Origin of the sequence: Mesobacillus sp., from assembly GCF_047739415.1 — a bacterium.
In the GTDB taxonomy this organism is placed as follows: Bacteria; Bacillota; Bacilli; order Bacillales; family Cytobacillaceae; genus Mesobacillus.
Window position 1 is genome coordinate 1 of record NZ_JBIQOE010000049.1, and the last position, 12,756, is coordinate 12,756.

The window sequence follows — 12,756 nt, forward strand, 5'->3', positions numbered from 1 at the left end:
ATTCATATTTTTAAGTTCTTCTATCTTTTTCTTTTTAGTGAATATATACTTCATTGGACAAATAGGCAGAAAGGTTGTCCTTACAATTCTCTTTTTATTAGGTTGTTTTAGTATATTTATGGCTTTTTATCTTGGAGCTAATTCAATACCACACTAATAACTATATTCAAGTAACGGGTGCGTTGATCCGGCAGCAGGATTAACGGCCTTTTTTTGTTGAATTCCTTACTGAGCACGTGCAGCAATTCCTTATTCGACTAACGAAGCAGTTTAGTTGAACAAGCAAAAGTGATGGAGGTGAAATTATGATAATAACTCAGCAATGGGTTCAAGAAGATAGTGAATACATTCGAAAGAAAGTAATTGAACATAATCTTTCTAAGCTACCTGATGATGTAAAACATCCAGTCAAGAATATTAGCTTTATTCTTAGGGATGAAGGAGGAGAAATATTAGGTGGCATAACAGGAACAATTTTTTGGTATAACTTACATATTGATTTCCTATGGGTTGATGAATCGCTTAGGGGTAATGGTTATGGGAAAGAGTTATTAAACCGTATAGAAAAAATAGCTAGAGAAAACAGGTGCCAACTAATTCAACTTGATACGTTTAGCTTTCAAGCCCCGGACTTCTATCAAAAAAATGGTTATGAGATAGTCGGTGTAATTGAAGGACATCCAAACAAAGAAAATCAGCAGTATTACCTAAAAAAGAAATTATCTTATCGATAAATCATTTTACCCTTAGAGGGCAAGTGATCTTTATAGCATAAGAACAGGCAGCGTTGTTATTGAACAAACGCGGCAGGTTAGTTTAAAAGGCCTGCAAATTTTTATGTAACATTCTTCTTTGACATACGTATTTAAACAAAGGGGAAAATGAACAATGGGGGGCTTAAAATGGAACTTATTATAGCAATATTAGCTGTCTTTTCTTCCGTAACTGTTCTGTATTATTTGGGTAAGTCTGGTTTTAAATGGGGAGAAAGCATTGATGAAGATAAAGATAATAGGAAGTAAGGGTTTGTTGTATTGACGGGGTGCGATGGTCCAAGGAAGGATTACCGCACTTTTTTGTTGAACTTATTGAACGAACGATGCAGTTTAGCTCAAGAAGGATTTGTTTTACGCAGTAACGAAATTAGTAATTAAAAAGGTTAAGGGAGATTGTATTTTGAAATCTTTAGAAATGGCTCAATTAATTGATTTAGATGATGTAGTGAAAATTGATGAGGAAGTAATCGGCAACAATAGCAGATATGAATATATTAGGAAAGCAATTGAAGAAAAGAGATGTATAGTTGCTAATGATAAGAATAAAATCGTGGGATATTTAATATTCGATACTCATTTTTTTGATTGTGCCTTCATTTCACTGATAATTGTTATACCAGCTGAAAGGCGAAAAGGATATGCTACATCGCTTATAGAGTATTTTATAAACGTTTCCCCAACAAAGAAGATTTTCTCTTCAACCAATAAATCAAATCAAAGAATGCAAGAAGTTTTCCAAGCAAATGAATTCATACAAAGTGGGTATATTGAAAATTTAGATGAAGGTGACCCTGAAATCATTTACTTTAAATCTAAATAAGTTCTTGTTCAACAAACAGGGTTAGTTCAACAAGATAATTTATGTAAATTAGTTCCAAAGATGAAATTTCATTTATAATACAGGTAATATATGTTTTCTAAGGAGTTCAAATTATGGAATTAATCACAAACAAAGTCATATTAATATCTGTATTCTTATTGGTCGTAACGACGATAGAAACATTAGCATATTCTACAAGAATTTCAGGGGCAAGGATAAAGTTAATTGCTACTGCCTTGTCATTATTCAGCACCTTAGTGATTATTTCAAGGTTTTCAACAATGATACAGCAACCCTTAACTGCTAAACTCATTGCTGAAGCTCCCGATACAAATAAACTCCAGTTCATTGAAGAACAATATAGAATTTTAATCGGTGTCACTTCCATAGGTGTTTTACTTGGAATCGTTTTGTTCCCCACTTTTATCAATATTTTCTCAAGAGCAATTGTTCAACTATCCAAAGAGCGTGGTTCATTAGTTTCACTTTTTATTAAACAATTCAATTTATCTGGGTTAAGAAAGGTTGCCAAATGTGCAAGGATGCCAAGATGGTCATACCTTGAAGGAATAACTTTAAAGACCATTCCTAAACGTCTTTTTTTAATTAATGTTATTATTTCTGCTGTGTTTACGACAGGTGTTCTTTCCTCGATTTACGCCTCAATGTTAGTCCCAAGTGATTATGCCCAGGCTGCATTGATGTCTTCGGGAATTATTAATGGAATTGCGACTATTCTTCTGACCTTATTTGTAGATCCAAAAGCATCCGTTTTGGCTGATAGGGTGGTTAATAATCAAAGTCAGTATATCTACTTAAAAAGTTATTCTTTGACAATGGTTAGCTCCAAATTGGTTGGAACGATAGCTGCCCAGTTAATATTTATTCCAGCTGCGTACTATGTCGCTTGGTTTGCTGAGTGGATTTAAGCTTATTAAACAAACGACGCAGGTTAGCTTAATAAAAAATCATAATATTTTCATTATCCAATCTTCAGAATAAAGAGAAGAGAAAGGAAAGGATTATGAAAGGAGGACTTTTGGTTGAGTTTAGCAAGTTATATTGGCTGTAACATTGAAATCCCACTAAGTGATAAGAATTCAGACGATATATTAATATTTGGAAATAGTTTCTCGGATGAAGATCATAGAATAAAAGTAAAGAGCCACCATTTTACCACTGCTTTTATTTATGAAGTATCTACTGATTGGGGGATTGAAATTTCCAAATATAATAACCAAAGTTTAAATGCTGAATCAAAGAACAAGCTCTTCAGATTGTGTGAAATTATGGATGAATATCTTGAACAAGGAGATTATTTCGAACTGTATAGCTGTTGGATTGGGGATGAAGCTGACAAGCGGGAAGGAGAGCTAATCCTCCAGCTTAATAGCTTCGATGTAAATAACATCCGTATTCCAAATAAAACTTTAGTTCGGTTTATTAAATAAGTTTGTTGAATTTATTACTGAAGGGTGTGTTAATCCAGAATGATTAACTGCCTTTTTCTTGAATACCTTATTGAATGTAGTGTAGTGCTTTGAAAAATCAAGATTCATTTTTAAAGAGGAGAAACCACCTAGAATTTACAAATAATAGGTGATTTCCACTCCTTTTAAAGTACTTAGGGTTTTATAACTTTTAATCATTTTTTTGATTAATTTGCTTTGGTTTATTTTTGTTATTTTTAATATATAGATTGTCGAAAGCCACTCCACAAGCTTTAGCGTGAGTGACTGGATCGTATATCACTCTGTTTTTCAAGACTGTATAAATAAGGGCCGCTATTTTACCGCATAAATGTCCTATTGCTTTTTTCTTGTTCATTCCATCGGCTACCTTACGGTCATAGTATGCTTTAAAGACGGTAGGCTGTTTTTGTCCGTTCGCCAAAATTATTAAGGCGATTTGATATAGGACTCTCCTGGCATCTCTAACACCGCTGTATGTCTGTCTTGTGCCATTTACTGATGTTCCTGACTGCTTGTTTTCCGCAGAAACACCGAGATATTTCTTGAACTCTTTGTATGTACTAAATCGTTCAACGTCTCCTATGACACCAATCAAAGTACAAGCGATGTTTTCACTCACAAATGGAAGGGACATTAAAATTTCTGTATAAGGGTGAGGATCTATTCCTTTGTCAGGGTCTCCCCACAAAAGTTTATGAATCTCTTGGTCAATAAGCTTGAGGCTTTTTTCGAGTCTCAAGGCTTCTTCTATAACCCATTTTTGCCTTTCTACAAGATGTTCAGCTGGAACTGCGATTGTATTAGGCATTACTTTAGCCAATGTGTTCGCTGCTTGTTTAGCTACACTTTTTGCACCAGCTTTCAATAAAACATTATACATCTCTTCTGCTGTCGCTTCTTTCATATGAAGACCCGTAGGGTACTCTAAGACTAATTTCAATACAGAGGTGCTAGATAGGCTCTTAAATGCTTTATTTAAATCAGGATGAGTGACTTTTAAGAGCTGTTGAACCTGATTCTTTCGACGAGTTAGTTGTACATTTAAATACCATCTGTCCCTCATCACAGTCCTAAATAAGGATTGAAGAACAGATTGAGGTCTTATAAGTGTTACACCTTGCATATGGGGATGTAGTTGTTTATGCCACCCCATATATGCCATTACTTTGGCATCCATTGAGTCCGTCTTTTCAGAGATGCCTAAGTTTTTTTGGCGAAATTCACTTACTGCACTATTCTCAACTTGAAATAGGTCATAACCTTTATTTAGTAAAACTTGCTGTACCAGATATGAATAGTGCCCTCCTGTTGGTTCCAAAAGGATTAAAAAGTCTTTTGGAGTAAGAGAGAACTGCTCTTCAATTTTTCCTAAAGCATCTAAAAACTCAGCTATACCAGCACTATCGGAGTTGAATTTCATTGTCTTCGTCCGTTTCCAGGCAATGCCTTTAGGATCCAAGAATGCATCAAACGGAATACAGGATGCAACGTGAAAGCTCGCTCCAATATCAATGCCGACATAAAACTGATAAAACTTACGCTGTCCTTGATTGTTATGCGTGTCGTTTCCATAACTAAATGGAGTAATGGTAGTGTTCATCATTTCTCCTCCTAGCCGCAGTATGACATATCTGACTATCCAAGTTTCTGTGAGAGCTTTACGCCCAATGTAGTATGTCAGGATTATATCGCCAGATATTAAATCTCATATTTAACACAAGAGTCTAGTTTCCTAGCTCCAATCAACGGTAGAGTTTCAACTGCTTTATATTGTTTTTGTTTTTCTTCAATATAGTCTCTTAAACAAAAAATAAATTACGACATAAACCTTCATAATTCCTCCTATAAAAACAAAAAACCCTGTAAAAAAATACAGGATTGGATTTGAGTAATTAAATTGGAGTGCAGTGCCGTGTACTTGTGTAAGTGGAGTGCCCCACATCAATATTAGAGGTCTAAATATTAGCCCCATTCCAGTAAGTCGGAATCACTATAAAGGTCACTGCACACCTCTATTCTAAAGCAAAAAAAGAAATAAAAAAACCAGTGTCCTCAAACAAACGGTAGAGTTTCACCATTTGGGAACCCACGTTCAATACAAAAGTACACTGGCGTTTTTATTATAATTAAAAATAGTAAAATTGCATAATTCTTTTCTATTAACTAAGATTTAAAACCCATACCTATCGGTAGTATGTAGTGTTTATAAACATAATTAAAATTAGTAAAAGCACTACAGAAACAAACGAAGCAGGTTAGTTGAAGAAGAAGTGAGATGTAATATTTTTACTAAATAGAGGTTTCCAATCGAAAGGAATGAACCAATGGATAAAGAAATGTTTATACAAATAAGTGATTGTAAACTATATGCTAAATTAGTGGGAAAGAATAAGGGAAAGCCAACAGTAATAATGGATGCTGGATATGGAGATTTTTCTAAGGCCTGGAATTCAGTATTAAGGGAGATTTCAATGCTCTCTAGTGTTCTAATTTATGATAGAGCTGGACTTGGGAAAAGTGAAAAAAGTAGTAACCCCAGAACCAGCCGTGAAATGGTGAAAGAATTAAAGGAACTACTTAGTGAAGCCCAAATCAAACCTCCCTACATATTAGTAGGTCATTCATTTGGTGGAGTTAATATGCGGATGTTTGCTACAGAATATACAAATGAAGTTAGTGGTTTAGTCCTGATTGATTCTACGCCTGAACACTACAGAGAAAGGTTTCTCCCCACGATGTCACAAAATTTTCAGCAAGCATATAACAAGCAATTCGTTTACGAAGGAAATTATGATGAATTTATGGAAAGCCTTAAGCAATTAAAAGAAACTAGAAAAAAATTAAACGTACCATTAATTGTTCTTTCAGCGGGTAAGAAAGCTCATTATTCTATCGAATCACAAGGGTTATGGAATGAAATGCAGAGAGAGATTCTTGAAATATCCTCAGATGGAGAAATGATCATTGCAGAAAATAGTGCTCACTATATACAAAAAGACGAACCGGAAGTAGTGGTCTCTGCAATAAAAAAGTTAGTTGAGAATAAAAAGGTTTAGATTGTGAAGATTTATGCTTAAACTCAAAGTGCAAGATTCACATAGGATTGACCCACCCTTTTTTGTTGAACTCCTTATTGAACGAACGAACAAGGATAGTTGAACAAGAAAAAAGAGGAACTTGTTGGGGGGAGTATATATTATGAGTACCTTTGTTTATATGGTGAGACACGGTGAATCTCCAAAAGAAGGAAATGAAAGAACAAGAGGGTTAACTGAAAAAGGTTATTTAGATGCTCAGAGAGTGACTGACATATTGAAAAATGAAGAAATTGATGTAGTTGTTTCAAGTCCATACATACGCTCAATCTTAACTGTCGAAAGTTTAGCTCAACAAATAGGAGAAGAAGTTTTAGTGTTTGAAGATTTAAAAGAGAGAATATTTTCATCTGAAGGCAATCGTCTTTCTGATAAAGAATTAGGTCCACTTTTGGAAAAGTCATTTTCCGAATCTGATTTCTCCTTAGAGGGAGGAGAATCAAATGCTGATTGTCAAAAAAGAGCTATAAAAGTCTTAAATGAACTTTTAGAAACCTTTAGAGATAACAAAATATTAATAGGTACTCACGGAGCTGTTATGACCTTGATGATGGGATATTTCGATACCTCTTATGACTTAAACTTTTTACATAGTACATCAAAGCCTGATATTTATAGAATGGAATTCAATGAAAAGGAATTAGTGAAGGTTCAAAGAATATGGGGATAAATTTCGGTGTTAACCAATAAAAATTACTTTTCTTCCGAAAACTGGCGGGTTTCGTTGATCCAGTTTGGATTAGCCGCCTTTTTTATTGGATTCTTACTGAACAAACGAAGCAAAGAGTTGAATAAGGATAAAATTGTTGGTGAATTATTTGTGGACTTTTCTCTCTTATGAGTAAAAGTCCTTTTTATATTTAAACAAAAAAACAATGATAATCAGTAAAAACATATTGATTATCAATAAAAATTGTAATAATATGGTTGTAAATAAAATGAATGAGGTGCCTTATGAAACGAGGATCAATAACCTTCTTAAAATCAGCAGTGTTTATTATTGCCATTGTAATTTTAAGCTTATGTATCTTTGCATTACCTTCACTTGCTGGATATACAGCAAGTACGTATCCAGAGTTTGCATTTTTAAAATATCCTGTTCTAATTGGGTTGTACTTTTCAGCGATACCATTTTTCTTCGCTTTGTACCAGTCATACAATCTCTTAGATGTTATAAAGAACAAAAAAGCCTTTTCAGAATTAGGCGTTATGCCGTTAAGACATATTATGGTTTGTGCAATCACAATATCGGTACTATATGTAATAGGAATTATTATATTGGCTGTCTTGAACGCTTTGCATCCTGGCATTGCTATTATAGGTATTACAATAATGTTTTCCAGTCTAATTATTGCGTACTTTTCGGCTGTTCTACAGCATTTGTTAAGTAGTGCAATTGAACTAAAATCTGAAAATGAATTAACTATTTAAGGTGGTAAAATGTCAATTATAATTAATATCGATGTAATGCTAGCTAAAAGAAAAATGAGTGTTACCGAACTTTCGGAAAGGGTGGGAATTACAATGGCTAATCTTTCAATTTTGAAAAATGGAAGAGCAAAAGCTATTAGATTCTCAACTTTAGAAGGAATTTGCGAGGCTTTAAATTGTCAACCTGGTGATATTTTAGAATATACAAAAGAAGAGGCAACTTCATAAAGGTTTTGAAGTTTTAAATTTAACTTACGGGGGCTAAGTTTAGGAATAATAAAGGAACTGCTGCTCAGCATTCCTGTTTTAGATGAAAAGTGGATAAGTTTGTGAACTGATGTACTTAAACATAAGGGTGCAAGAGTTTATGAATAAGCTGCCATTTCGGCGGCTTTTCTTATTGAAGAAACGGATGAAGTATAGTTGAACAAAAAATGCCTTAATAAACGATTAAAATATCGAATAAACCTCTGTAAAAAGCACCAAATTGGTGCTTTTTACAGAGGTTTATTGTGCTGATAATTTAAAAGCTTAACCTTAACAGCAATAAATACCGTTTAAAGTATTCGAAAGTCAAAAGTGAGTGTGAGATAACAACAATATCTTAAAATTAAAATTTACTAATAATGACTTAAGGACGATTCTTAATGAAAAATCATATCAAAGTAAACGGAAAGGTTCTTCAAACAAACAAACGTTTTACACAACTGAAAAATAGCCAAAAGGAATGGATCGCAGCAGAACTTTATAAGCTATACCACAAAAAGATGAAAGAAAGACGTACAACAAAGAAACTACCTCCTAATCAACGCGATATAGTTACTTCATCCCTATATGCACAGATTCAGAATAGAGAGATATGGATTCCTTATGGTGAGGTAAAAAAATATGTATTCAGTAAAACCACAAAGATTGTAAAATCTTTTAAGAAACAGTTCCCAGAGTTAAGTGAGGAAATTGAAGCTGAGCACGCTATAAAAAAAGATGACCTTAGCTAGAGAAATCCGATAACAGAGAAAGATTAAATAAATCATTAAATTTTAATGTAGTTAAATAAATGCATCTTTGACTGTTGATAAGCAGGAATTTCCGGCTAAACTATTCTGTGAGGCACTCTTACATCTTATTGTTGATTAACTTATGTATCACTAGAAAAAATGGAAGGTGAACTTTATTATGAGCATTCAAGTAAAGCTTAAAGATATAATTGTAGAAATGGAAATACAGTTTGAAGATTCACGTTCATTACTAAATATTACTACTGGTGAAATAGTGTTAGTAACATCGGAGGACTTGAGAGCTGCTGAAGACGAAAAACCATTTGATCATTTACCTGAATGGGAACAAGAAAATAGAATGATTGCAATTGATGTGGTTGAAAATTTTGAAAATTATATAGAGTTACCCACAAAATATGAAGTGAATGAATATGAAGTAATGGAAAACTTTTGCTTAACAGTATGTGATCAACGGAAGCAGGAATCCTTATTTAGGGCAATTAAGGGAAAGGGTGCCTTTAGAAGGTTTAAGGACAAAATAATAGATTTTGAAATAGAAGTTCAATGGCATTCATACCGTGAAAAGAAATGGCAGGTGGTGATTACTGGACCAAAGGGTAATCACCTTTTCTTATTAAAGTAAAGCAGCAGGTTAGTACAAGAAAAGAATGGTTATTATTATGTAGGCAACTTATTATTACAAGGGGTTTTTATAATGAAGTTGAGAGTGTTGTTTGCTATTTTTCTTATAATAATTTTAACGGCTTGTTCATCAAACTCACAAACTGTTGTTTCTGATGAAGTAATCTTTTATGGTGAAGGAGAATATTGGAATGTAAGTTACATCTACAATCCAGAATTGTATGATGAAAAAAAAGTAAATTGGGTTGAAATTGAATCGAAAGACATAGAACTATCACAGGAAGATATACAAAATATTGATATTGAATTTGAAAGTAGCGATGGTTTGATTACAGGGAATGTAGGAGATATGGAAACAAAAATTGAAGGTAACGTCATTTCTTTTTTAGTTGGTACTGTGAATTTTGAGACATATGAAGAAGATGAATATAAACTAACTATAAAATTTAAAGATAAACAAGATGTAATAAAGTTGCAGAGTAAAAGTTGATATTAAACTAAGGGTGCGTATATCCAGGTAGGGTTTCCTTCATTTTTTTGAATTCCTAATTGAACAAACGGGCAGGATAGCTCAATAAGGTATAATCATCATAGCTACGCTCGTAGATAATTGATAAAGGAGAAATCCTAATTTATGTTTAATGTTTTCAATAAGGCAAAATTACAAAAAGACGATTTAAAAGGCATTGCCAAATTAATGTATCAGGATGTATTCAATGATTCCTGGGATAAAGAGAACCTTACTAAAAGAAATTTAGACTTTACTATTGAAAGTGTTCGATATATTGATATGTACACAAAAAGATTAATGGGTACGGAGTTTGGCACTGAACTTTTAAGTAAGCATTTTGATAATTTAGTGCTTCGTATAGGTGCATATGTAGGTGAAGTTATTAAAAGTAATGTCAACCAAGATTATCACTGGTATAAATCCGATTCTGTAGAAAATTATTCTCCCAATCTCAATGAATTGCATAGTGTTAATAAGACACAGAGTGTACTTTATTCTAAAAAGAAGGATAAAGTTATATTACCTTTAAGTATAGTTTCGAAGCTTTTGAAAGGAAACTGCCAATACAGTAATTTACTTACTTATGTGGAAGAAATGATTAAGCAAAATTCTTAAACAATACGAGGTTGAATCACGAAGGATTGAGGCACCTTTTTATTGAATGCCTTATTGAACATACGATGCAGTTTAATTTAACAATGAATTGAGATGATTTGTAAGGCAATAATAAAATGACCATCTTTTTGAACTTAATATAAGGGTGATAACTTGGATTATATATTTGCGTTTGGAATGATAATATTTGGACTAATAGCATTGTTCGCAACAATTTTTAAATATTCAAAGGATGAACACAAAAAAGACAACTTTTCTGGCGGTAGTTACGATTTGTTTGGATTTATTTTCAGTTTGATTATGAGCATTTTTCCGTGGTGGTTTGCTAAAACTGTTTTAATTTTAATAAGCATTGGAGTTGTTTTTGTAGGTGTAATGATGTTAATAACAATGTAATTTCTTATTGAATTAACGTGTGCGTTGATCCAGGAAGGATTAGGCACCTTTTTTGTTGAATTCCTTTTTGAACAAACGATGCAGGTTAGTTGAACAAGCGAACAATTTGGACTAAACGTAATTGGTTTTAGTCCTTTTTTCATTACGATAAAAAAATGGAACCTTTTCTTGGGTAATTGCATCATACATTTGAAAACCAAAAATGAAGATGAAAGGAGGCAAATTCTTGGATAAGAAAGAGGACTTGGAATTGTGGATTGATACCTATACGCAACGTCTTGTTAGACTCGCTTATACTTATGTCCAAGATTGGCCTAAAGCAGAGGATTGTGTACAAGATGCATTTATTAAGGCTTATAAATCAATGGAGAGTTTAGAGAATAAAGAGGGGCCTTTTCCTTGGCTAGCAAGGATAGTTATCAATGAATGCAAAAGCTCATTTCGAAAATCCTGGAGAGAATTAATATCGGACTTTTTACCTGAAAGCCGGCAGGAAAGCACTGAAGAATTATACATCAGAAATATTCAGGAAGAAGAAATTCATAATGCTGTATACAATCTCCCGAAACATTACAGTATTCCCATTATTCTTTTCTATTTCGAGGAACTTTCCATTCAGCAAATTTCACAAATTTTAAATCTTAATATTGGGACAGTTAAATCTAGACTTGCCCGTGGTCGCAAATTATTAAGTACTAAAATTAAGGAGGATGGCTATGGAAGAAAAGGTTTTAAAGTCAGCAAAAAGTTACTTTAAACATAAAGTTGATATTGAGCAATTTAAAAGAGACACATTTGCCAGGTTAGAATTGAATCAGGGAGATAACGATGGTGTAACAATAAATAAAAGGAGTTATGCAGTTCGTTTTAATAAAGTCCTCTCTTTAAGTGGTGCAGCAGTTCTTGTTTTATCTCTATTTATTGGTTCAGCATTTGTATCACCGGCTATAGCACAGGTTGTAGCTAAAGTTCCTTTTTTGGGACAAATTCTTGGAAATAAGTTTGGTATTATAGAACAAATATCGGAGGAACTTATAGCAAAAGGTTACAAAGTTACAGCAGGTGTATCATATCCTGAAAAGGTAATTATGATAAGTGTAGATGGTTCAGAGGAATATTTTAATCAAGTGAAAAATGATGTTAGCCAAATTGCGTCGAATATATTAAATTCTAGCAATTATGATGCATATAAAGTAAAAGTAGTCCTGTCGAGACCAAAGGAAATTGAGGAGAGGCTCAGTGAAAAAGAGTTAAAACACGCTGAAATTATAGATGATATTAAAGAAAGGTTAAAAACACAGGGTTATAATGTCCTGGAGATGAGTTACGATCTTCCGAAAAAGCTGGAAATTGGCATTCCCGACACAGAGACTAGAATTAGTAAAATGGAACAAATCGTGAAAGATGTCCTGAGAGATAATGGTATAAGTGATGTTTCTTTAAAGGTAAAGAATATTGATATGGCTGAATTGGAAATGGATGAAAGATGGAGAGGGATTCTTGACCTGGTAGGTGAAGACATACTTGGTAAAAAGGAATACAAAGTTAGGATGGTTGGATATTCAATTCATCCAGAGCCGGAGATTCAGGCGTTCATAACGCTATCAGGGGAAACCCAAAATACTAGGGATTTTGCTAAACAGCTTGAAAAAGTGATAAATGACTTTCTTCAGTCTGAAGAAATGAAGTCGAAAGTAGGAAATGATTCGTACCATATTACTATCTATAATAAAGAGAATAAAATAGTAAATTAAAAAGAGAAAGAAGGACGTGTTTAGATTCCGTCCTTCTCTTGTTTTTGTTAATTAACTTTGTGAATAAGTGTACTTAAACTATAGGGTGCGTGAGTTGAAAGGTCCGGGCTGTCGTTGCGGAAGCCTTTTCTTATTGTGCGAAAGGAGCAGTTTAGTTGAAGAAGGTATGATTGTAACTGAACAAGATAAACTAAACCTAAATTTAATTTAGGGTGATGAAATTGGATAAAAGTAAACCTCTTCTAC

16 protein-coding genes are annotated in these 12,756 nt (G+C 33.4%); 15 read left to right on the forward strand and 1 reads right to left on the reverse strand.

All coding sequences use genetic code 11. The features are described from left to right. Window positions 1-305 precede the first annotated feature (305 nt). From ACH0QE_RS04415 to ACH0QE_RS04430, 4 genes are all read left to right on the forward strand, one after another. Window positions 306-734: a GNAT family N-acetyltransferase gene (locus ACH0QE_RS04415; RefSeq protein ID WP_415781894.1), complete on the forward strand. Its 429-nt coding sequence runs from the start codon at window positions 306-308 to the stop codon at window positions 732-734. A gap of 442 nt (window positions 735-1,176) precedes the next feature. After that, window positions 1,177-1,596 carry a GNAT family N-acetyltransferase gene (locus tag ACH0QE_RS04420; protein ID WP_415781893.1) on the forward strand — a complete coding sequence of 140 codons (420 nt, stop codon included), beginning with the start codon at window positions 1,177-1,179 and terminating at the stop codon, window positions 1,594-1,596. A gap of 113 nt (window positions 1,597-1,709) precedes the next feature. Further along, on the forward strand, window positions 1,710-2,525 hold the full coding sequence (locus ACH0QE_RS04425; RefSeq protein WP_415799482.1) for a lipid II flippase Amj family protein: 816 nt from the start codon (window positions 1,710-1,712) through the stop codon (window positions 2,523-2,525). Between the two features lie 114 nt (window positions 2,526-2,639). Next, a complete protein-coding gene (locus ACH0QE_RS04430; protein ID WP_415799483.1) occupies window positions 2,640-3,047 on the forward strand; it encodes a hypothetical protein in 408 nt (135 codons plus the stop codon). A gap of 190 nt (window positions 3,048-3,237) precedes the next feature. Here ACH0QE_RS04430 and ACH0QE_RS04435 read toward each other — a convergent pair whose 3' ends face one another. Continuing rightward, window positions 3,238-4,668, reverse strand: a complete 1,431-nt coding sequence (locus tag ACH0QE_RS04435) for an IS110 family transposase (protein ID WP_415782377.1) — start codon at window positions 4,666-4,668, stop codon at window positions 3,238-3,240. A 724-nt stretch (window positions 4,669-5,392) separates the two neighbouring features. Here ACH0QE_RS04435 and ACH0QE_RS04440 point away from each other — a divergent pair. The 11 genes from ACH0QE_RS04440 to ACH0QE_RS04490 all read left to right on the forward strand — a co-directional run bounded on the left by ACH0QE_RS04440 (window position 5,393) and on the right by ACH0QE_RS04490 (window position 12,510). After that, window positions 5,393-6,124, forward strand: a complete 732-nt coding sequence (locus tag ACH0QE_RS04440; RefSeq protein WP_415799484.1) for an alpha/beta fold hydrolase — start codon at window positions 5,393-5,395, stop codon at window positions 6,122-6,124. A gap of 142 nt (window positions 6,125-6,266) precedes the next feature. After that, entirely contained in the window at window positions 6,267-6,833 is a 567-nt protein-coding gene (locus ACH0QE_RS04445) for a histidine phosphatase family protein (protein WP_415799485.1), read from the forward strand. Window positions 6,834-7,117: 284 nt separating this feature from the next. Continuing rightward, complete coding sequence (locus ACH0QE_RS04450) at window positions 7,118-7,594, forward strand: DUF2975 domain-containing protein (protein WP_415799486.1); 477 nt, start codon at window positions 7,118-7,120, stop codon at window positions 7,592-7,594. 9 nt (window positions 7,595-7,603) lie between these two features. After that, window positions 7,604-7,822: a helix-turn-helix domain-containing protein gene (locus ACH0QE_RS04455; RefSeq protein ID WP_415799487.1), complete on the forward strand. Its 219-nt coding sequence runs from the start codon at window positions 7,604-7,606 to the stop codon at window positions 7,820-7,822. 419 nt (window positions 7,823-8,241) lie between these two features. Further along, window positions 8,242-8,592 carry a hypothetical protein gene (locus ACH0QE_RS04460; protein WP_415799488.1) on the forward strand — a complete coding sequence of 117 codons (351 nt, stop codon included), beginning with the start codon at window positions 8,242-8,244 and terminating at the stop codon, window positions 8,590-8,592. A gap of 178 nt (window positions 8,593-8,770) precedes the next feature. After that, entirely contained in the window at window positions 8,771-9,235 is a 465-nt protein-coding gene (locus tag ACH0QE_RS04465) for a UPF0158 family protein (RefSeq protein ID WP_415799490.1), read from the forward strand. 72 nt (window positions 9,236-9,307) lie between these two features. Continuing rightward, window positions 9,308-9,724 carry a hypothetical protein gene (locus ACH0QE_RS04470; RefSeq protein ID WP_415799491.1) on the forward strand — a complete coding sequence of 139 codons (417 nt, stop codon included), beginning with the start codon at window positions 9,308-9,310 and terminating at the stop codon, window positions 9,722-9,724. 144 nt (window positions 9,725-9,868) lie between these two features. After that, window positions 9,869-10,360 carry a hypothetical protein gene (locus ACH0QE_RS04475; protein WP_415799492.1) on the forward strand — a complete coding sequence of 164 codons (492 nt, stop codon included), beginning with the start codon at window positions 9,869-9,871 and terminating at the stop codon, window positions 10,358-10,360. A gap of 153 nt (window positions 10,361-10,513) precedes the next feature. Next, window positions 10,514-10,756 carry a hypothetical protein gene (locus tag ACH0QE_RS04480; protein WP_415799493.1) on the forward strand — a complete coding sequence of 81 codons (243 nt, stop codon included), beginning with the start codon at window positions 10,514-10,516 and terminating at the stop codon, window positions 10,754-10,756. A gap of 226 nt (window positions 10,757-10,982) precedes the next feature. Next, a complete protein-coding gene (locus ACH0QE_RS04485; RefSeq protein WP_415799495.1) occupies window positions 10,983-11,513 on the forward strand; it encodes an RNA polymerase sigma factor in 531 nt (176 codons plus the stop codon). Further along, window positions 11,473-12,510, forward strand: a complete 1,038-nt coding sequence (locus ACH0QE_RS04490) for a DUF4030 domain-containing protein (protein ID WP_415799496.1) — start codon at window positions 11,473-11,475, stop codon at window positions 12,508-12,510. The genes ACH0QE_RS04485 and ACH0QE_RS04490 overlap by 41 nt, the downstream gene beginning before the upstream one ends. Window positions 12,511-12,756: the final 246 nt, after the last annotated feature.

Excerpts from the sequence above, each read along its gene's own strand:
- ACH0QE_RS04415 (WP_415781894.1), top strand. The coding sequence starts at position 306 with ATGATAATAACTCAGCAATGGGTTCAAGAAGATAGTGAATACATTCGA.
- ACH0QE_RS04425 (WP_415799482.1), top strand. The coding sequence starts at position 1,710 with ATGGAATTAATCACAAACAAAGTCATATTAATATCTGTATTCTTATTG.
- ACH0QE_RS04435 (WP_415782377.1), bottom strand. The coding sequence starts at position 4,668 with ATGAACACTACCATTACTCCATTTAGTTATGGAAACGACACGCATAAC.
- ACH0QE_RS04440 (WP_415799484.1), top strand. The coding sequence starts at position 5,393 with ATGGATAAAGAAATGTTTATACAAATAAGTGATTGTAAACTATATGCT.
- ACH0QE_RS04445 (WP_415799485.1), top strand. The coding sequence starts at position 6,267 with ATGAGTACCTTTGTTTATATGGTGAGACACGGTGAATCTCCAAAAGAA.
- ACH0QE_RS04450 (WP_415799486.1), top strand. The coding sequence starts at position 7,118 with ATGAAACGAGGATCAATAACCTTCTTAAAATCAGCAGTGTTTATTATT.
- ACH0QE_RS04455 (WP_415799487.1), top strand. The coding sequence starts at position 7,604 with ATGTCAATTATAATTAATATCGATGTAATGCTAGCTAAAAGAAAAATG.
- ACH0QE_RS04460 (WP_415799488.1), top strand. The coding sequence starts at position 8,242 with ATGAAAAATCATATCAAAGTAAACGGAAAGGTTCTTCAAACAAACAAA.
- ACH0QE_RS04465 (WP_415799490.1), top strand. The coding sequence starts at position 8,771 with ATGAGCATTCAAGTAAAGCTTAAAGATATAATTGTAGAAATGGAAATA.
- ACH0QE_RS04470 (WP_415799491.1), top strand. The coding sequence starts at position 9,308 with ATGAAGTTGAGAGTGTTGTTTGCTATTTTTCTTATAATAATTTTAACG.
- ACH0QE_RS04475 (WP_415799492.1), top strand. The coding sequence starts at position 9,869 with ATGTTTAATGTTTTCAATAAGGCAAAATTACAAAAAGACGATTTAAAA.
- ACH0QE_RS04490 (WP_415799496.1), top strand. The coding sequence starts at position 11,473 with ATGGAAGAAAAGGTTTTAAAGTCAGCAAAAAGTTACTTTAAACATAAA.